The following is an 18,077-nucleotide window of genomic DNA, read 5'->3' as shown; positions in this document are numbered from 1 at the left end:
GAGCGTTTTATCATGATGAAAGGAATGGGCGACCTGGTCCGCCAGGCGCAGGTGATGCAGAACAAGATTTCCAAACTGCAAGAGGAAGTGGGCCGCAGGACCGTCGAGGCGGCGGCCGGCGGCGGGATGGTCACGGTCACGGCCAACGGGGCTCAGGAAGTCCTGGCCATCAAGATCGACCCGGCCGTGGTCAACCCCGAGGATGTGGACATGTTGCAGGATCTGGTTCTGGCCGCGGTGAACGAGGCCATGAAAAAGGCCGGCGACATGATGAAGGAAGAGATGGCCCAGGTAACCGGCGGGATCAAGATCCCCGGAATGTTCTAGGGGAAGTCCGACGTGCGGGAGTTGCCCCAGACCTTGCGGGATGTGGTGGACCAGTTGGCCGCCTTGCCGGGACTCGGTCCGAAATCAGCGCTCCGTGTGGCCCTGACCCTGCTGAAATGGCCCAAGGAGCGAACAGCCGACCTGGGGCGCAGCATTCTGGAGTTGCGGGACAAGCTCTGCTTGTGCGGCTCCTGTGCCGGCATTTCGGACCAGGACCCCTGCTCGATCTGTTCCGACCCCGGTCGATCCTCCGAGCTGCTCTGCCTGGTGGCCGAGTGGGATTCCATGCTGATCATGGAGCAGTCCGGCGGGTATCGGGGCAAGTACCTCGTCCTGGGGGGGCTCTTGTCGCCCCTGGACGGCGTGAAGCCGGAAAGCCTTGAAATGGGCCGCCTCCGCGAACGATTGTCCGAGAATCAGGTTCAAGAACTAATCCTGGCCCTGGGCACGACCCTGGAATCCGAATCCACGGGTTCCTACGTCAAAAACCTCGTTGAACGAGACTTTCCCGGCGTTCAGGTGACCCGTCTGGCCCAGGGCATCCCTCTGGGCACGGACTTGAAATTCATCGACAAGGAAACCTTACGCCAATCCATTACCTACCGCCAAACGCTGTAGGTTTCGTAACTATTCAGCACAAAGTAATGCTGTTGTCGGGGTCGGAATCGGAATCGGGATCGAAAACGCTGGGATGCGTTCTACATTCTTCCTGTTTCGATACCGATTCCGACCCCGACCCCGATTGCCGGAACAAGAGCGGAAACAGAATGTGCTGAGTAGATGCTGGATTTCAAAAACAAAAGGCCCGCTTTTTCGCGGGCCTTTTGTTTTTGAAATCTTTCAGAGCCATGCCGGGGTTTGAGCGTTCTCCCGAGCTGTTTCACTCCACCCGCGACTCCGAATCGGGTTGAACCGCGCCGGCCACGATTTTACCGGTCAAGGCTGCGTACTGGGCTTGGACCTGTTCGGTCATGGCCTTGAACAGTGCCAAGTCCTGTCCCTCCAAGGTTCGTCCAGGAGGCGACTCCACCGAGGCCGGATTCACATGCTGGCCGCGAAGAAGAACTTCGTAATGCAGGTGCGGCCCGGTGGACATGCCCGTGGAGCCGACATAGCCGATCACCTGGCCCTGCTTGACCCGAGTGCCGCGACTGATCCCGCGTCCCAACCGGCTCATGTGCGCGTACAGCGTCGTGTATTCATTGGGATGCCGGAGTTCCACGGTGATCCCGTAGTTCCCCTTGCGTCCGGCATGGGTGACCACGCCGTCCCCGGCGGCCATGATCGGAGTCCCGGTGGGCGCGGCGAAGTCCAGGCCGCGATGCATCCGGCTGTAGCCGAGAATCGGATGTCGGCGCATGCCGTATCCGGAGCTGAGCCGTGCTCCGTCGATGGGAGTCAGCATCAGGGTCTTGCGGACGCTCTGCCCGCGCTCATTGAAATAATCCGTTTCCCCATCCAGGGCCGTAAAACGAAAAATCCTCAAGGCCCGTCCGCCGGTTTCCAGCGTGGCGTAAAGCAGCGGTCCTTCGCGTACCGCTTGGCCGCTTTCGTCCAATTCGCGCTGGAACAAGGCCTCAAAACGATCGCCGGGTTGGATGTCGCGCTGAAAATCGACATCAAACGAAAGGGCTCGGATCATTTGAATCAACACGGGGCTGGGCATGCCCGCCCCCACGGCGGCGTTGTACAGGCTGGAGGTGATCTCCCCCTGGGCCGCGAAGGGAGCGACCTGCAATTCCCACTGCTCTTCCTTGGCCAAAAATTCTTCGTCGCTCTCGCGCAGGACCATCACATTGCGGTCCACGTCCACCTTCATCCGCAGCCCGGCGAAAAAACCATCCTCTTCGTCCTCGGCTCCGGGAACGAAGGTCAGGACCACTTCATGTCCGGGCTTGAGCGAGCGGGGATTGTAGACCTCCTGCAGCGCGGAAACCGCGGCATGGGCCTCGGATCGGGCCAGACCGGCGTCCAGAAGAATACCCATCAACGTGTCGCCCCGGGCCACCCGGACGATCTTCTCCAGGACGCTGTCGGTTTCTTCGACGACGGGTTCGACCTCCGCGACGACTTCTTCAGGCGAGGCAAGGCCTGCCGTGTCGGTGGAAACGAACTTTTCCGACTTGCCAGCCCCTTTCCGCTCCAAGGCGACCAGTTCGATATTTTTCAATCCGTCGAGAGAGGATGAAAGGATGGGGGCCTGCCCATCCGTAATCTGGGAAAAGGCCAGCATGGCCAGCTTGGGCAAGGCCAAAAGCAGGGCGATCGCGAAAAAAATCCGTCTCCATCGAATTCCCTTTGGTGAAGACGGACGCGATCGAGGTATGTAGGTGTTGCGTTTCATAAATGCCTCCGGCATGAAAACGTTCGCCCGCGACCATCTGGTCATGGGCACGCGGAAAAGAACGTCATGTCGACTTTCACTCGCGAAGGAACGGCAAAACTTTCAAGGCTTTGCCCCGTATGCGGAAGAAACGACAACCCGCTGAACGCCGAGGTAATATGGAAGTTTGGAAGAACCGCTCCGAGACAACGTACTGCCTAACCGCAATCCCCCCTCCGTGGCAAGTCTTGACATGACATTTCGGGCAATTAAGGAGCCGTGTCGCTGAAGAGGCCAAAAACAGGCGAAATAATGGCCCAAAACATCTTGAAAATCAACCTCACTGGAAGCAAAAATACCCATGGACGTCGTGGAAATTTGGACGGCCTTGATCCGGCCCCTACTCAAGCTAACCATGTTCATCAGCTTAGGCCTGCTTGTCGGCCAGCTGATCGAGGCCCTGAACTGGACCAGGGTGGTGGCCGCCGGCGTCACGCCCTTGCTGCGCCTGGGGCGGCTTTCGGACATTGCCGGAGCCAGTTTCTCCTTGGCATTTTTTTCAGGCATTTCAGCGAACTCTATGCTCGCGGACGCTTACGAACAGGGCCGGATCAGTCGTCGTGAACTGATCATGAGCAACCTGTTCAACAGCCTGCCCACGTACTTTCTTCACCTGCCCAGCGTTTTTTTCATCCTGGTCCCGCTGATCGGCGCCGCGGCCGGGGTCTATCTGGGGTTGACCATCGGGTCGGCCATGTTGCGGACCGTGTTCATTCTGCTGTTTTCCCGATTCTTCCTGCCCCCGCCCACAGAGCGATGCGTTTCCTGCCGACTGGATGAAAAAGGCCCGGTTTCATTCAAGGATGCCATTAAGCGCACGGTCCAACGATTCAAAAAACGCATCCTTCGGGTTCTGTCCATCACCGTGCCGATTTACGTCTGCTTTTTCCTGCTCAATCGCTGGGGCGCGTTTAGAGCGGTGGAAGAATTTATGGCCCAAAACCTGGGATGGCTGTCCTGGCTTTCACCGCAGGCCGTGAGTGTCGTGATTTTCCAGATGGCCGCCGAGTTTTCCGCCGGAGCCGCCGCCGCCGGAGCGTTGCTCTCAGCGGGAAGTCTGAGCCAGAAAGAGGTCGTGCTCGCCCTCCTGGTGGGCAACATCCTCTCCTCGCCCATGCGGGCCGTGCGGCACCAGTTCCCGTACTACGCCGGAATCTTCAAACCGGCCCTGGCCGCGAAACTGATCTTCTGGAACCAGGGATTGCGGATAATCAGCCTGATCCTCGTGGGCGCGGCCTATTCCGTATTGGTCTGAGCCGTCGTCTTTTGCTTTGCTCAGGTGTCGATCAGGTTCTGCCCTTTCAAAGAGAGCCGCTCGTTCAGGGAGTCGATCCGCTCCTGAAGAGACGCCCGCCGAACCGGACTGGCTTCCTGATACAACTGCTTGAGCAAGTAGTTGCGGCAGTGGAACAGGGTGTGCCGTTCATCCGGCCGGTGGACCATCTTGCCGCAAACCGGACAGGCGCGAATATCGGATTGGCGAAGTGGAGACATCAGTCGTTCGCGATTTTATCGAGTGTTTTGTTATCAGCCGCCACTGGAGCGTTTTTGTCGTCGTTCCATTCCACCTTGGTGAAGAGCCGATACAAGTCCTGGGCCTCGGAATGGTCTTTATTCAACTGTAAACATTTGCGAATACTGAGCAAGGCGTCATCAAACCGCTTCGCGAACATTTGGGCCTTGGCCAGATTGTAATAGATGTTCTCGTCTTTCGGAGATAACTTGAGAGCGTTGATATAGGCATGAACCGCCTCGACGTACATTCTCTTGTGACGCAGTTCAATACCCAGGGTGTTGTAGGCGTTGGGGGCGTGAATGTCGTACTTGGTGATCTTGGCGAAAATACGTTTGACCTCGGCGAACTGATCCAGGCGGGCGTATTCATCAGCGGCTTTTTGCAGATAGATCTGATAATTCTTCATGTCCTCCCGACCACGATACGCTTCGGCAAGACCTTCGTACGCCTTGATAAACAAATTGTTTAATCGGAGAGCATTGTTGAAGGCGACAATAGCCTTGCCGAACTTGCGATCCAGCAGATACTGCATGCCCATGTCGAAATACTTCCGGGCTTCATCGTTCTCGTCGTTGGTGTTTCCGGCGACGATCTCCTCGAATTCCTGGATGGCCGCATCGTAGTCGCCCTTCGCAAGGCTTTCCTGGCCTTGCGACAACAGCTCCTCGCTCACCTGGATAGCGTCTGCCTCCGGCTTGACTTTGGCATGGCGTAAGAGCGTCTCCAGCGTATAAGGACGGATGATGAAACCCGTACACCCTGCCGTGATGGCGTCGATGACGAAACCTTCGTCGGAAACATCCGAAATGACGATCATGTTCAGAGGGGTGCCGCGCAGGTATTTCCGAATCTGAAAGATCAACTCGTGCAGAGGACAGCCGGAGACCGAAGAATCGAGGATGATTGTCTGAATGGAGTTGTGACGGATGAAGTCCAGAACCGCTCCTGCCGAGGTCAGCCGACAGCTCATAACCAGCCCGATCTTACGCAAGTTTTCCCGGTCCTGCTCATAATTTACGTCACTGGACGTGGCGATGACGTAAGCGGGCAACAGGCTGCCAGGCGCGCCGCCGGACGGAGCCGCAGGCGCCAAAACCGACGGTTTGGTCGGCTGAACCGCCGATCTGCTCATGGCTGGAGAGGAAAGTGGGGACTGGGTGGACTTTTGCATCGACGGAACCAAGCACGCTCCAGATGTTTAGGCGTTTCGTTCTCCGTAGCCGGGGCGCACTCTGAAATCAAGAGGCACTCGCGTCCCACGCAGGGCCATTTTGTTCTCTGGAAAATATCCATACTTTCAGAGTGGTAGATTGCAGGGTGTTCAAAGGGAACCTCCATGGGTGGGCCAGCAATCATCGAAGTCGAAATCGCTATCGAAATCGGAATGTTGCCAGAAACCGATTTCGATCACGATTTCGATACCGATCCAGAGCGCCCGTGGTTCGAAAACAAAATTGCCCTGGCGTCCCTCGACGCCAAACATATTCGAGTGGCCGCGTCGTGGGGCAGCAGATTTCGCTGGACGAGTTGCCGCAGACCCGCTTCATCGTCCACATCGGACCAGGGTCCCAAAAGACGCGGCTCCAGGCCGCTTCGAAGCAGGGCCGCCCGGCACTCGGCAAGAACCCTCGGCGTACTCCAGGGGACGGTGGTGAACAGGCCGGGTCGAAAAGCCCGCCGAGCCCACCCGAGCAGATAAAAACCGCCGTCCCGGGCCGGGCCGAGGACGACCTCACGGCGGTCCAAAATCCGGAACGCCTCGACCAGCAGGCTTCCGGGCAAATCCGGCAGGTCGCTTCCGATGAGCACCACCCGGTCGTGTCCCGCCTCGAAGGCCCGGAAAAAAGCGTCGTCCATTCTCGCGCCGAGGTCAGGTCCGACCTGGGGCTGGAACCAGCGCTCACTTCCCAGCCACGCCGCGAAATCCGCCCGCATGTCCCAGGGGGCAATGCTCAGCAGAACGCGTCCCTCCAAGGCGTCCACGGTACGCAAGACGTCCTGGACAAAGCACCGATACAAGGCAGCGGCGTTCTCCGCTCCCAATGTCGCGACCAAGCGGGTCTTCACCCGCCCGGGTTGCGGATGCTTGATCATCACGACCACGCAGTCCGAAAGGGCGGCTGTTGAAAGGTTCATGAGGGCGGGAAAGGGCGCGCGCCTGAATCGAGGGACTCGGCGGTGGGATAAAATCGCCGCAACCTCGCGGGAGACGCGCCGAAGTGATAGAGGAGCCGAACGCCCCAGTTACGCAGGGTGCAGTTCCAGACACCTTCCTGTTCCCAGCGCCGGGCCGAAGTAAGCGCGGCCTCGCGAAGCAGAACCACGGGCCATCTCTTGCGCCGAACCCGGCGCATCAGTTCCAGATCCTCCATCAGGGGAATGTCCGCGTATCCGCCCAGTTCCTCAAAGGCCGCACGACGCAAAAAAATGGCCTGGTCGCCATATGGAACCCTGGTCAGCCTGGTGCGCAGATTCGCCGCGGCGGCGATCAAGCCCAGGGCCGGACGGGGCGAGTCGATGGCCAGCCTGAAGGCCCCGCCCACAAGCCGGAGATTTCGGAGTGCCTGAAAAATCAGCGTATCAGCGCCGGGCGGCAGACGGGTGTCCGCGTGCAGGAAGAGCAGCACGTCGCCGCGCGCCTGGGCGGCCCCGGCGTTCATCTGACGCGCCCGCCCTGCATCCGAGCCGATCCGGATCACGTCCCGGCCTTGCAGGGCGACCAGGGTGCGCTGCTCCGAATCGCCGTCCACGACCAGGATTTCCGCCGTTTCCCTCAGGGCGCGGGAGGTTAAATGGTCCACCAGGGACGTGATGCCCCGCTCCTCCCGAAAGGCGGGAATGATCACGGACAGCCGGACGTTCACGAATTATCCCCGAGGTCGCCGTCCTTTGACTTCGGCGGAGAGCGGCGCCGCAATGGCCTTCTTCGCCTTGGGCGACGCCCGACGCGGCTTTCGCGACGAGGAATCCCGTGTGGCCAACTCTTCCAGTTCCTTGAGCCGGTCATCCGCGAAGCGGTACAAGCTGCCCGCGGAGAAGGAACCGTTTTTCAGCCGCCGCCCGGCCGGCAGCCCGGTCAGAATCTCCAAAGCCTCTTCAATGCAGCAGACCGGATAAATATGGAATCGTCCTTCCTCCACGGCCTGGATCACGTCCTGTTTGAGCATCAGGTGGACCACGTTGTCCTCGGGCAGAATCACTCCCTGGCTGCCGGTCAGACCGCGACGGCGGCAGACCTCGAAAAAACCCTCCACCTTGCGCGTCACCCCGCCCACGGCCATGATCGCCCCGGATTGACTGACTGCGCCGGTGAAAGCCAGGGCCAGGTTGTTCGGACGACCGGAAAGGGCCGAGATCAGCGCGGCCAGTTCAGCGCCCGAAGCGGAGTCGCCGTCCACCTGGGCGTAACTTTGCTCGAAACAGAGGCTGGCGGTGAGGACCACGGGCTTGTTCTGGGCAAAGAGCTTGAGCAGGTAACTTTTGAGAATCATCATGCCCTTGGTGTGGATCGGTCCGCCGAGTTCGGCTTCCCGCTCCAGGTCGATGATCCCGCCGTGTCCGACGCCGACGCTGCACGAAATCTGATGCGGCAGCCCCATCTCGTAGTCCCCCAGGAACGAGACGGACAGACCGTTGGCCTGGCCCACGGCGCTGCCGGTGGTGGCCACCTTGATCAGCTGCCGGTCGTACTCGGACAAAAATTCCTCTTCGTACAGATTGGCCCGGTAGTTGCGGGCCTCCCAGGCTTCCTCCAGGGTTCGCCTGTCGACCATGGCGGCCTGGCGCATGGTTCCCATGGCCGAGGCCTCGATCATCAGTTCGCGGACGATGGGCAAACGCAGGGACAACTTCTTTTGGTCCTCGGCCAGCCTGGAAGCGAAGTCCACCAGCCAGGCCAGGGCGTCCCGGTCGAACGGCAGCAGGTCGTCCTCCCGGATCATCCGGCCCATGGTCTGAACGTACTTGTGAATGGAATCCGCGTCCCGGGTCACGGTGTCCTGAATCTGCCCCTTGATCTTGAACAGCTTGGGGAACCGGTCGTCGTAGGCCAGGAGCAGGTCGTAGGCCTCGTCCGTGCCCACGAGAATCACCTTCACGTCCAGGGCGATGGGTTCCGGAGTGATGGTCTTGGTACGGATCGTTTCGTGATGATCACCCGGGTCTTCGATGCGAATCTGCATGGAGCGCAGTGCCCGCAAAAGACCTTCCCAGGCCTGGGGATGCTGGAGAACGTCTTCGATGTGCAGGACCAGAAACCCGCCGTTGGCCCGGTGCAAGGCGCCGGGCTTGAGCAGGGAAAAGTCGGTGAACAGGGCCCCCCATTCGGCCTCGCGCTCGATGCAGCCCAGAAGGTTGAAGAACGTAGGATTGTCCTCGACGATGATCGGCGCTCCGCTTAAACGGCTGTTGTCCACGAACAGATTGACCATATACCGATCGAAAAAGCCTTCGTTGGAGGCCATGGCTTCCGGCCCTCCGCCCTGGGGCCCCGGCTCCTTCGGCTTGAACTGATCCAGGTTGTCCAGCAGGTCCCCTCGCAGTGCCGTCAAGAAGGCATGGAGGCGTTCGTGCTCGACATGTTGAGCGATGAAAGGCTCCAGGGCTTCGACCAGCACCTGTTCCAGCACGTCTCGCTCCAAATTGCGTTCCGCCTCCCGCAAATCCTGCTCACGGGCGTTGATCTGGCGCAGCAGGCCGAGCATCGCGTCCAAGGTTTGATCGCCTTCGTTGCGCAGCTTCAACCGCACCCCCGATTCCAGCTTCTCCACGTCGCCGCTGTTCAAAACCTTCCCGTCCACGACGGGAAACAGGTTGACGTTGCCCTGCTCGTCGAAGGAGAGGTTGAACCCGTGTCCGTCGGCCTGTTCCTCCATCTGGAGAATCAACTCCTCCTTGGAGTTTTGGAACTGGCGGACCAGTTTTTCCTTTTGCCGTAAATACTGGTCCTGGCTGAAACGGTTCGGCACCTCGTCACGGATGCGATGCACCACGGCGGTCAGCTCGGTCTTGAACGTCTTGGCCGCGCCGGGGGCCAGGGAGACGGCCAGAGGACGATCCGGATCCTCGAAGTTGAAGACGTAGACCCAATCCGGCGGGGTCGGCCGTTGCGCGGCGCGCGGGGTCAGGTAGTTCTGAACGAGATAGGTCCGCCCGAGTTGCGGCTCACCGACAACGAAGATATTGTATTCCTTTTTGGGGATGTTCAGGCCCAACTCCAGGGCGTGCAAGGCCCTGGGCTGCATGGGCGGAGCCGGGTCCTCGCGGGGGATCTGGGTGCTGTCGGCGTAGCCGATGTGCTCGGGGTCGAGCCGCGCGCGCAGACTTTGGGAAGGCAATGCTTTAGGTATGGACATGACGAATTCCGGTTTCCTCCAAACGATTCCAGTGATTTCTATTGTTTTCAGGGAATACCCGCGCTCCCCGGCGAACGGTGGCGGACGGGACGACATTCGGCCGTCCGTCGCCTCGGCCACTGCGCCGTGTCGGGCAAGAAGGATTCCTATTCGCTTCCAGGAAACTTGTCATCCCGCCACGAGGCCCGCCGCCCACGGGGCAGGCCATTGAAAGCCGGCGACACGAAGAGATGCTTTCACGAAGGCGGCCACGTTGTTTTTTTTCGCCGACCTCGTTGACTTGCTCCGGAGCGCTGTGATAGACGCCGTGGGCATGTGAATGTTTGCACGAAGAGACGGGGCGGACGAAAAAATTTTCCTTCCGAAGCGGAATCGTATCGATCCGGCGAAAACGCACGACACTCACACCAAAGAGTCGAACATAAAGATGTTTTTTCGATCCAAGTCCAAGTACAAAGACCTGATGCAGCCGTTCTCCCAGGCCGGTCTTTTGGGCATCCACCTCGTCGCGTCGACGTTCGTGGGTGCGCTCATCGGGTGGTACCTGGACAAATGGTTGGACACCAAACCCACGCTGTTTCTGCTTTTCTTGGTTTTCGGGATCATCGCCGGCTTCAAGAACATGTACATGGAAACCAAGAAAATTCAGAGGGAGTTGGACAAGCAGGATGCGGCCGCTCGACAGAACAAACCACAAGATTGAGGCCTTTTTACGGCGCAACGGTTTCTACCTGGACGACGTACGCATTCTGATTCGCAATCAGCTGTATTTTCTGTTTTTAGGGTGCGCCCTGATGGCCTTCTCCGGGCTGGCCCCATGGGCTCTGGCCTTTGGAGCGGGGTGCGCGCTCAGCACGATGAACTTCTGGATGCTGGCAAAAGGGTTGCAATCCATCGTTCATCGCCCTGACGGCGCCGTCGCCGTCTCGCTGATTCGATTCTACGGACGACTTGCGTTGACCGGCGTGACGCTGTTCGGATTGATCGCCTGGGCGGGCCTGCCCCTGGCGGCCCTGATCGTCGGGCTTTCGACGGTCGTTGTGAATATTCTGTTCTGGGGCGTGTTCCGGTTTCACCGGCAAAAAGTGAAGGAGGCTTGACCAAAATGGCTGGAGACATTCAATACGTTCTAATTTTGAAAGAAGGCCTGGATGCGGTGGGGATAAACTTTCCCAAGGAGTACATTCACATCGTGTACTCGTGGGTCATTATCGCCGTGCTGATTTTTCTGGGCTGGCTTGCCACCAGGAGGCTCACCCTCGTCCCGGGAAAAAGTCAAAACGTCTGGGAGACACTGATCGGCGGCATGGAAGATTTCGTCGTCCAGAACATGGGCGAGGCAGGCCGCAAGGTGTTCCCCGTGCTCTTTACCCTGTTCATCTACATCCTCTTCATGAACCTCACCGGCCTGATCCCCGGCGCGGACGCCCCCACGGCCAACATCAACACCAACGTGGGCATGGCCATCTTCGTCTTCCTTTACTACAACTACTGGGGTTTCAAACTCCACGGCCTGCACTATATCAAGCACTTCACCGGCCCGTTCTGGTGGCTGGCGCCCATGATGCTGCCCATTGAAATTATCAGCCACTTGGCCCGCCCGCTTTCGCTCACCCTGCGACTTTTCGGAAACATCCGCGGCGAGGAAATCGTCATCGCCCTGATGTTTTTCCTGGCACCCGTACTCGGCTCCCTGCCCATCTTCATGCTCTTCGTGTTGATGAAGACCATGCAGGCCTTCATCTTCTTCATGCTCTCCCTGATGTACCTCAAGGGAGCCTTTGAAGAAGCCCACTAAACACCTCTCGGGGGAAATGGTCATTTGACCAACAACTATAACACTCTCTTTTAAGGAGGACGTAGTCCAATGCGCAAACTGTTTTTGATCGCCCTGAACACCGTGGCCCTGATGGGTTTGGCTTCCGTTGCCTTTGCCGCCGATGTGGCTCCCGGCACCATCTCCATGATCGCCATGGCCACCGCCCTGGGTATGGCCATTGCCGCCTTCGGCTGCGGTATCGCTCAAGGTATGGGCCTGAAGGCGGCCTGCGAAGGCACCGCCCGCAACCCCGAAGCCAGCGGCAAGATCACCGTGACCCTGCTCTTGGGTATGGCCTTCATCGAGTCCCTGGCCATTTACGCCCTGGTCGTGAACCTGATTCTGCTGTTCGCCAACCCCTTCATCGGCTAACACGGCACATTTCTTCACTCGAAGAACAAAAAAGACCGCTCTCGACAAGAGGGCGGTCTTTTTTGGCCGCAAACATGTTCCTATTTTCACAACTCGTCACACATACCTGTGAAAAGCAAACACATCCCCAGGGCCACGATCCAGCGCCTGGCCGTGTATCTCCAGGTACTCGAGGCGCTGAACGACGAGGAGATCGAAGTCGTCTCCTCCGAGGCGCTTGCTCGCGCTTGTGACGTCAACCCGTCCCAAATCCGCAAAGATCTTGCCTATTTCGGCGAATTCGGCGTCCGCGGTGTCGGCTATTACGTCGGCAAGCTGATCCAGTCCATCAAGGTTTCCCTCGGCACGGACCGCATCTGGCGTACCGCCCTGATCGGCGTCGGCAACCTCGGGCGTTCCCTGCTTCGCTACAAAGGCTTTCCGAAGCGTGGATTCCAAATAGTAGCCGCCTTTGACTGCGATCCGTTCAAGATAGGGGAAACCATCGCCGGTTTGGAAGTGATGTGTCCGCGACGGATGAAAGAAAACGTCAAGGACATGCGCATTGAGATCGGCATCATCACCACACCTACGGATCGCGCCCAGCGCGCCGCCAACTACCTCGTAGAATCGAACATCCACTGTATTCTGAACTTTTCAGCGGCCCGCATTCATGTGCCGGACTATGTCTTCGTGGAATACGTCGACTTTTTCCACCACCTCTACGCCCTGACCTTCAAGTTGAATACCAGCGCCGTCCAACGATTCGAGGCTTTTTCCAAAAATTGATGCCCCCATCGGAACTCACTCACCCCAAAATTCAGTCTTTGGAAGCGTTTTGTAACCGCGCCAGCGCCCATCCACGCCCCCTCGTCTTCACCAACGGCTGTTTCGACATCCTGCACGCCGGCCATGTCCACCTGCTTCGCCGCGCCCGCGCCCACGGCGACATGTTGGTCGTCGGCTTGAACAGCGACGCGTCCATCACCAGACTGAAGGGTCCTTCGCGACCCGTCACGCCGCTTAAACAGCGCGCCTACGTCCTGGCCGGCCTGGAGTGCGTGGACGCCGTGATCGCTTTCGATGAGGACACTCCGCTGGAGCTGATCAAGGCCATTCAGCCCGACGTGCTCATCAAGGGCGGCGATTGGGCCAAGGATCGCATCGTCGGCGCGGCGGAGGTCGCATCCTGGGGCGGCGGGGTTTTCAGCCTCGATCTGTTGCCGGGCTTTTCCACCACGGCCATCGTGGAACGTATTCTTCGGCTTTCTCCTCCGCTCCGCTGATCAACACGCCTCGTCACCATCCGAGCGCATCCCCGGCGCATGTTGACAGTTTCACGCCTTCCGGCCAAAAAACCCCATCGGCTATCACGGCCTCACGGCGACTCGCCGCCCCTATAAACTATCGACCCAGCAGGAGACCCACTTCATGGATTATCGCATCAACTTGCCCGAGAAGGACATGCCCCGCCAGTGGTACAACGTGCTGCCCGACCTTTCCCCGCCCCTGGCGCCACCGCTCGACCCCGCTACCCAACAGCCCCTGGGGCCGGAAAAGCTGGCCGCCATTTTTCCCATGTCCGTCATCGAGCAGGAGATGTCTTCGCAACGCTGGATCGACATCCCGGAGCCGGTCTGGGACATCTATCGCCTGTTTCGGCCCACCCCCCTGGTTCGGGCGCACCGCCTGGAAAAGGCCCTGGGAACCAAGGCCAAGATCTACTACAAAAACGAGTCCCTTTCCCCGGCCGGCTCCCACAAGCCGAACACGGCTATTGCCCAGGCCTACTACAACAAGCAGGAAGGCGTGCGGCGTCTGACCACCGAAACCGGGGCCGGGCAGTGGGGCACGGCGCTGTCCTTCGCTTGCAAGATGTTCGGACTGGAATGCACCGTGTACATGGTCCGATGCAGCTACGAGCAGAAGCCGTACCGGGGCGTGTTGATCCGATCCTATGGGGCCGAGGTTTTTCCCTCGCCTTCGAACAAGACCAATGCGGGAAGGGCCGTGCTGGCCGAGAATCCCGATTCCGGCGGCAGCCTGGGTCTGGCCATTTCCGAGGCCGTGGAAGACGCGGCTACCCATGACGACGCCAAGTACTCCCTGGGCAGCGTGCTCAACCACGTATTGCTCCACCAGACCATCGTCGGCCTGGAAACCCAGAAACAACTGGCCCTGGCTGGAGAAAAACCTGATGTCCTGGTTGGTTGCGTAGGCGGAGGCAGTAATTTCGGCGGTCTTGTCCTACCGTTTGTGCCGGAAAAGATGCACGGCAAGGGCCCGCGCTTCGTGGCCGTGGAACCCAAGGCCTGCCCGACCCTGACCAAGGGCGAATTCCGCTACGACTACGGCGACATGGCCAAGATGACCCCGTTGCTGAAAATGCACACCTTGGGCTCGGGCTACTTCCCGCCGCCCATTCATGCCGGAGGCCTGCGCTACCACGGCGATGCGCCCATCGTCTCTCACCTGGTTGACCAGGGTATGGTGGAGCCTCGCGCCTATTATCAAAACGACGTCTTCGATGCGGCAAAGCTGTTCCTGCAAACCGAAGGCTTCCTGCCCGCGCCCGAAACCTCCCACGCCATCAAGGCAGCCATGGACGTGGCCAAGGAAAGCGACCCTGATACCGTCATCGTCTTTCTCTATTCCGGACACGGCCTGCTTGATCTCGGAGCCTACGACGCCTTCAACCAGGGCAAGCTCAAGGACGACGAGTTCGCCGAATGCGACCTCCAGAAAGCCTTGGCTACGTGTCCGAAGATCAACGTATGACCTTTTACCGTCGCAGGCGGCCTGCGGATCGAGATCCAAATCTCTTTCCGTGAGCGAACCAGATAGCGGCAAACTGCCATCAGGCGGTTTGCCGCTGCCTTTATGAGTCGAACGCTGGAAACGTCTTTCAGATTACCGAATTGAGAATAATTTCTTTTGCCTGTCCCTACCCACGGTTGCCTTCCCTACTAGAAATTTTCCGTAACTGATTGTTGAAAAAGTCCTTTGTCGGCTGTCCGATAAGGGGAGAAAGGTGGATTCGCTGAAAGAGAATTCTTTCGGCGAAAAAGAGGGAATCGCATTTCGGGTTTCTGACCGATGACGAATTGGCCGACATGGAACACGCCGTCCGCAAGGATATGCGAGGAACTGAGTTTAACTGAGTTTTAAAAGTCCTTATCCACAGTCCGTTCAAAAAACATCATTGCGGAACATGTCAATGAAAACGAGACACCGTTGGTCATAAAATTACTGTAGTGTTTGTTGCAAGCTTGGCGGAAGAGCTTGTGGCAGAAGAGTTCGTGAAGTAAGCAAGATTGGGTCATGTACTCTGAAAGAGCCTGTATCGGCTTATAATGATGTTTTTGAGGGCAAAATGAGGCTTCTAAGCTCTGAAAACATACTGATTTGGGACATTTGTCCTGATATTTGAGCATGATGGCTAGGTCCGACCCTAAAGCCTCTAGGGACAGGCGATGTGAATCCGCGCGGCAAGTTGTACGTACGTAACGTCAAAAAACAATTCTATTCTATCGGAACCGGAGCACTGAGTCATGAACCTGATTAACATTAAATTCTTGACGATTGCAGTCTTGGTAAGCCTATTCCTTGCCGCATGCGGAGGTGGCGGAGATAGTTCTCCGGTTCATGTTCGAACCGATTACTCACAGGACACGCATTGGTTGTCGATTCCTGTTGTATCCCATAACGTGGATGTTTTTTATCTTTATCCGACGGCTTGGCAAAAGATTCATGACAGCGATCCGAACATTTGTGACATCGACAATCCATCCATGCTGGCCGGTTCCGCCTCCGTCTATGCGCGACAGGCGACCGCCTTTGAAACCTTTGCCAATGTTTATGCGCCTTACTATCGGCAAGCGGATGCGGCCTATGCTTTAACGCTGCCCTTGCCTGAGCATGACGCCCTGATAGCTGGCATACCGACAAGGGATGCCGTTGCGGCCTTCGACTACTACATCAGGCACTTCAATGCCGGACGGCCGTTTATTTTAGCCGGTCATTCGCAGGGGGCTAACGTCTTGATTAATCTTTTGACCGGATATCTGAAAGATCATCCGAAGGTTTACCAGAGAATGGTTGCCGCCTACGTAATCGGCTATCCCGTAACGGCTCAAAATATGGCGGACCATCCGCATTTGAAATTCGCTGAAGGCCCGGACGACACGGGGGTTATCATTTCTTACAACACTCAGGCGCCTGATGTTGTGCCGGGCGTCAATCCGGTCTTATCCGGACTGATCGGCCTTGTGATTAACCCCATCAGCTGGACGAGAACCGAGACGCTCGCCACCAGGGACGAGGGGCTGGGATCGATCATGCCAAATCCTTCGACCCTGACATTTGAACCGGTGCCACAATACGCCGACGCCCGTGTCGATATTGCAAATGGTGTGCTGATCTGTACGACGGCCGATGAAGACGTTCTGTATGAATTAACGCGGCATGGATTCCCCAGGGGTGTATACCATAGCTTTGATTACCCATTTTACTACTTTAATATTCGCACCAACGCTCAAAACAGAGTGAACAAATACTTAGGCAATTAGAGAAAGCATTTTATGAAACCTAGTATATTAACAGGTTGCCGGGTGTACAGATGACTTGCAGCGACGCAGCAATTGGGGATTTTTCAATGGACTGATAAAACTACCTTGCAAATTCACCACGCGATGGATAGATTGCAAGCATGATTCCGCGACGCATCCTTCCTTTCATCCAGTCGGCTCTGAAACGTCAAGCCGCGGTGGCCCTGATCGGGCCGCGTCAGGTGGGGAAAACCACTCTGGCCTTGGCCATCGGCAATGACCTTCCATCACTGTATCTTGACCTCGAAGATCCCGGAGATCGTCAGAAGTTGGCGGAGCCGGTTCTTTTTCTGAGCAGGTATGAGGACCGTCTGGTCATCCTTGACGAGATCCACCGTGTGCCGGAACTGTTTCAGTCCTTGCGAGACATTATCGACCAGGGACGAAACCGTGGCCGGCGAGTCGGCCGGTTTCTGCTTCTCGGCTCCGCTTCCATTGAGCTGCTCAGGCAGTCGGGTGAAAGCCTTGCCGGTCGGATCGCATACGTGGATATGGGGCCGTTCGACGTGCTGGAGGTTGCGGATGTTCCGTCGAAACAGTTCGACCTCTGGATTCGTGGCGGTTTCCCGGACAGTTTTCTCGCTGAAGACGACCCGGCAAGCCTGGCCCTGCGCAAGGATTTCATCCGGACCTACCTGGAGCGGGATGTTCCGATGTTCGGTCCGCGCCTGCCCGCGGAAACGATGCAACGATTATGGACCATGCTTGCGCATGGGCAAGGCACGCTCCTGAACGCCTCCCGCATTGCGGCGAGCCTTGGGGTAAGCGCCCAAACCGTAACGCGGTATATCGACCTGCTCGTGGACCTGCTGCTGGTGCGCAGGTTGTCGCCCTTCCATGCCAATCTGGGCAAGCGACTCGTCAAATCACCGAAAATCTATGTGCGCGACAGCGGCCTGCTGCACGCACTACTGGACATCTCAGACCATAATGAACTTGCCGGGCATCCCGTGGCCGGCGCGAGCTGGGAGGGATTTGTGATCGAGAATCTCCTGGCCGCGGCCCCGGTTCGGACCAGGGCGAACTTCTTTCGTACGGCAGCGGGCGCCGAAATCGACCTGCTGCTGAGATTTCCCGGTGACGAACTCTGGGCCGTCGAAATCAAGAACAGCCTGTCCCCCAAGCCTGAAAAAGGATTCCATCTCGCCCTCGCGGACGTGAACCCTTCCCGGGCATTCGTCGTCTATCCGGGAGAAGAACGGTATCCGATCAGTGAAACCACGGAAGTCGTCAGCCTCCATGAAATGTGCATGATCCTGGCGGGAGGGTAAGTTGGAATGAACGGTTGCGGGCCGCATCGCATCGGTCTGGCTGATCCGGCGGTTCATTGACCCCGCGGCCGGTTTCCGCTTTGACGCCAAAACGTTCTCGCCCGGTGAGGTCCGTTTCGACATGGCCGAAGCGGAGTTCACCCATGAAGGAGCGGAATGCACATTTGAGGTCATGCTCCGCCGCTTCGGACTGCTGGACGACCCGGCCCTGAAGTCGATGGGGGTGATCATTCACGACATCGACCTGGAGGAACTCCATCCCGCCAGACCCGAATCGCCCGGCGCACGAACGACGACCAGGAACGCCTGAATCAGGGCTTCCTGATCCTGGACAGCCTGCTGCAATTCTTTTGTGGTTCTTCGACGTTGGACGTGGAAATGCTATGGAACGAGTAGTTCCCTGATGGGTGCTCCGATCAGGTAGATCACAGTGATGAATGTCATCTCGT

The 18,077-nt window shown here is 58.1% G+C and carries 19 protein-coding genes; 13 read left to right on the top strand and 6 right to left on the bottom strand.

The window, feature by feature from the left end:
- The first annotated feature begins 15 nt into the window (after positions 1-15).
- Together AC559A_RS02470 and recR are read left to right on the top strand one after the other, a co-directional pair.
- A complete protein-coding gene (locus tag AC559A_RS02470; protein WP_028572615.1) occupies positions 16-327 on the top strand; it encodes a YbaB/EbfC family nucleoid-associated protein in 312 nt (103 codons plus the stop codon).
- 12 nt (positions 328-339) lie between these two features.
- Positions 340-945 carry a recombination mediator RecR gene (gene recR / locus AC559A_RS02465; RefSeq protein ID WP_028572616.1) on the top strand — a complete coding sequence of 202 codons (606 nt, stop codon included), beginning with the start codon at positions 340-342 and terminating at the stop codon, positions 943-945.
- Positions 946-1,207: 262 nt separating this feature from the next.
- On the opposite strand, the gene AC559A_RS02460 is transcribed toward recR, so the two are convergent.
- Positions 1,208-2,671, bottom strand: a complete 1,464-nt coding sequence (locus AC559A_RS02460) for a M23 family metallopeptidase (protein WP_498816076.1) — start codon at positions 2,669-2,671, stop codon at positions 1,208-1,210.
- Between the two features lie 340 nt (positions 2,672-3,011).
- Here AC559A_RS02460 and AC559A_RS02455 point away from each other — a divergent pair, with 340 nt between their 5' ends.
- Positions 3,012-3,965, top strand: a complete 954-nt coding sequence (locus AC559A_RS02455; RefSeq protein WP_028572617.1) for a membrane protein — start codon at positions 3,012-3,014, stop codon at positions 3,963-3,965.
- A gap of 20 nt (positions 3,966-3,985) precedes the next feature.
- Here the strand turns inward: AC559A_RS02455 and AC559A_RS02450 are convergent, their stop codons facing one another.
- The 5 genes from AC559A_RS02450 to AC559A_RS02430 all read right to left on the bottom strand — a co-directional run bounded on the left by AC559A_RS02450 (position 3,986) and on the right by AC559A_RS02430 (position 9,580).
- On the bottom strand, positions 3,986-4,204 hold the full coding sequence (locus tag AC559A_RS02450; protein WP_028572618.1) for a hypothetical protein: 219 nt from the start codon (positions 4,202-4,204) through the stop codon (positions 3,986-3,988).
- On the bottom strand, positions 4,204-5,397 hold the full coding sequence (locus AC559A_RS02445) for a tetratricopeptide repeat protein (protein ID WP_498816075.1): 1,194 nt from the start codon (positions 5,395-5,397) through the stop codon (positions 4,204-4,206). Before AC559A_RS02445 ends, AC559A_RS02450 begins: the two co-directional genes overlap by 1 nt.
- A gap of 236 nt (positions 5,398-5,633) precedes the next feature.
- The gene (locus AC559A_RS02440) at positions 5,634-6,362 is read right to left on the bottom strand and encodes a TIGR04282 family arsenosugar biosynthesis glycosyltransferase (RefSeq protein ID WP_498816073.1); all 729 of its coding nucleotides are present in this window, start codon (positions 6,360-6,362) and stop codon (positions 5,634-5,636) included.
- A complete protein-coding gene (locus tag AC559A_RS02435) occupies positions 6,359-7,090 on the bottom strand; it encodes a TIGR04283 family arsenosugar biosynthesis glycosyltransferase (protein WP_051434632.1) in 732 nt (243 codons plus the stop codon). Before AC559A_RS02435 ends, AC559A_RS02440 begins: the two co-directional genes overlap by 4 nt.
- Positions 7,091-7,093: 3 nt before the next feature.
- Positions 7,094-9,580, bottom strand: coding sequence for a Lon protease family protein (locus tag AC559A_RS02430; RefSeq protein WP_498816072.1), 2,487 nt, complete (start codon positions 9,578-9,580; stop codon positions 7,094-7,096).
- Positions 9,581-10,007: 427 nt separating this feature from the next.
- Between AC559A_RS02430 and AC559A_RS02425 the strand changes: the two genes are divergently transcribed.
- The 10 genes from AC559A_RS02425 to AC559A_RS02380 all read left to right on the top strand — a co-directional run bounded on the left by AC559A_RS02425 (position 10,008) and on the right by AC559A_RS02380 (position 17,938).
- Entirely contained in the window at positions 10,008-10,283 is a 276-nt protein-coding gene (locus AC559A_RS02425) for an AtpZ/AtpI family protein (protein ID WP_028572619.1), read from the top strand.
- Entirely contained in the window at positions 10,249-10,680 is a 432-nt protein-coding gene (locus tag AC559A_RS02420; RefSeq protein WP_035261769.1) for an ATP synthase subunit I, read from the top strand. The genes AC559A_RS02425 and AC559A_RS02420 overlap by 35 nt, the downstream gene beginning before the upstream one ends.
- Before the next feature lie 5 nt (positions 10,681-10,685).
- Positions 10,686-11,378 carry a F0F1 ATP synthase subunit A gene (gene atpB, locus AC559A_RS02415; RefSeq protein WP_028572621.1) on the top strand — a complete coding sequence of 231 codons (693 nt, stop codon included), beginning with the start codon at positions 10,686-10,688 and terminating at the stop codon, positions 11,376-11,378.
- A 69-nt stretch (positions 11,379-11,447) separates the two neighbouring features.
- Entirely contained in the window at positions 11,448-11,771 is a 324-nt protein-coding gene (gene atpE, locus AC559A_RS02410) for an ATP synthase F0 subunit C (RefSeq protein WP_028572622.1), read from the top strand.
- Positions 11,772-11,879: 108 nt separating this feature from the next.
- Positions 11,880-12,539: a redox-sensing transcriptional repressor Rex gene (locus AC559A_RS02405; protein ID WP_051434633.1), complete on the top strand. Its 660-nt coding sequence runs from the start codon at positions 11,880-11,882 to the stop codon at positions 12,537-12,539.
- On the top strand, positions 12,539-13,036 hold the full coding sequence (gene rfaE2 / locus AC559A_RS02400) for a D-glycero-beta-D-manno-heptose 1-phosphate adenylyltransferase (RefSeq protein ID WP_498816070.1): 498 nt from the start codon (positions 12,539-12,541) through the stop codon (positions 13,034-13,036). The genes AC559A_RS02405 and rfaE2 overlap by 1 nt, the downstream gene beginning before the upstream one ends.
- A 145-nt stretch (positions 13,037-13,181) precedes the next feature.
- On the top strand, positions 13,182-14,528 hold the full coding sequence (locus AC559A_RS02395) for a TrpB-like pyridoxal phosphate-dependent enzyme (RefSeq protein ID WP_028572624.1): 1,347 nt from the start codon (positions 13,182-13,184) through the stop codon (positions 14,526-14,528).
- Positions 14,529-15,301: 773 nt separating this feature from the next.
- Positions 15,302-16,318 (top strand): DUF3089 domain-containing protein, encoded by a 1,017-nt coding sequence (locus tag AC559A_RS02390; protein ID WP_498816069.1) that lies wholly within the window; start codon positions 15,302-15,304, stop codon positions 16,316-16,318.
- A gap of 140 nt (positions 16,319-16,458) precedes the next feature.
- Positions 16,459-17,628, top strand: coding sequence for an ATP-binding protein (locus AC559A_RS02385; protein ID WP_498816068.1), 1,170 nt, complete (start codon positions 16,459-16,461; stop codon positions 17,626-17,628).
- A 25-nt stretch (positions 17,629-17,653) separates the two neighbouring features.
- Entirely contained in the window at positions 17,654-17,938 is a 285-nt protein-coding gene (locus AC559A_RS02380; protein WP_498816303.1) for a chromate resistance protein ChrB domain-containing protein, read from the top strand.
- Positions 17,939-18,077: the final 139 nt, after the last annotated feature.

It is taken from the genome of Desulfonatronum zhilinae (assembly GCF_900182865.1).
Lineage (GTDB): Bacteria > Desulfobacterota > Desulfovibrionia > Desulfovibrionales > Desulfonatronaceae > Desulfonatronum > Desulfonatronum lacustre.
This window is presented reverse-complemented; position numbering and strand designations above follow the sequence as displayed.

What these genes read in the sequence shown, in the direction of transcription:
- AC559A_RS02470 (WP_028572615.1), top strand. Translation starts at nt 16, where the DNA reads ATGAAAGGAATGGGCGACCTGGTCCGCCAGGCGCAGGTGATGCAGAAC.
- AC559A_RS02460 (WP_498816076.1), bottom strand. Translation starts at nt 2,671, where the DNA reads ATGAAACGCAACACCTACATACCTCGATCGCGTCCGTCTTCACCAAAG.
- AC559A_RS02455 (WP_028572617.1), top strand. Translation starts at nt 3,012, where the DNA reads ATGGACGTCGTGGAAATTTGGACGGCCTTGATCCGGCCCCTACTCAAG.
- AC559A_RS02450 (WP_028572618.1), bottom strand. Translation starts at nt 4,204, where the DNA reads ATGTCTCCACTTCGCCAATCCGATATTCGCGCCTGTCCGGTTTGCGGC.
- AC559A_RS02445 (WP_498816075.1), bottom strand. Translation starts at nt 5,397, where the DNA reads ATGCAAAAGTCCACCCAGTCCCCACTTTCCTCTCCAGCCATGAGCAGA.
- AC559A_RS02440 (WP_498816073.1), bottom strand. Translation starts at nt 6,362, where the DNA reads ATGAACCTTTCAACAGCCGCCCTTTCGGACTGCGTGGTCGTGATGATC.
- AC559A_RS02430 (WP_498816072.1), bottom strand. Translation starts at nt 9,580, where the DNA reads ATGTCCATACCTAAAGCATTGCCTTCCCAAAGTCTGCGCGCGCGGCTC.
- AC559A_RS02425 (WP_028572619.1), top strand. Translation starts at nt 10,008, where the DNA reads ATGTTTTTTCGATCCAAGTCCAAGTACAAAGACCTGATGCAGCCGTTC.
- AC559A_RS02420 (WP_035261769.1), top strand. Translation starts at nt 10,249, where the DNA reads ATGCGGCCGCTCGACAGAACAAACCACAAGATTGAGGCCTTTTTACGG.
- atpB (WP_028572621.1), top strand. Translation starts at nt 10,686, where the DNA reads ATGGCTGGAGACATTCAATACGTTCTAATTTTGAAAGAAGGCCTGGAT.
- atpE (WP_028572622.1), top strand. Translation starts at nt 11,448, where the DNA reads ATGCGCAAACTGTTTTTGATCGCCCTGAACACCGTGGCCCTGATGGGT.
- rfaE2 (WP_498816070.1), top strand. Translation starts at nt 12,539, where the DNA reads ATGCCCCCATCGGAACTCACTCACCCCAAAATTCAGTCTTTGGAAGCG.
- AC559A_RS02395 (WP_028572624.1), top strand. Translation starts at nt 13,182, where the DNA reads ATGGATTATCGCATCAACTTGCCCGAGAAGGACATGCCCCGCCAGTGG.
- AC559A_RS02390 (WP_498816069.1), top strand. Translation starts at nt 15,302, where the DNA reads ATGAACCTGATTAACATTAAATTCTTGACGATTGCAGTCTTGGTAAGC.
- AC559A_RS02385 (WP_498816068.1), top strand. Translation starts at nt 16,459, where the DNA reads ATGATTCCGCGACGCATCCTTCCTTTCATCCAGTCGGCTCTGAAACGT.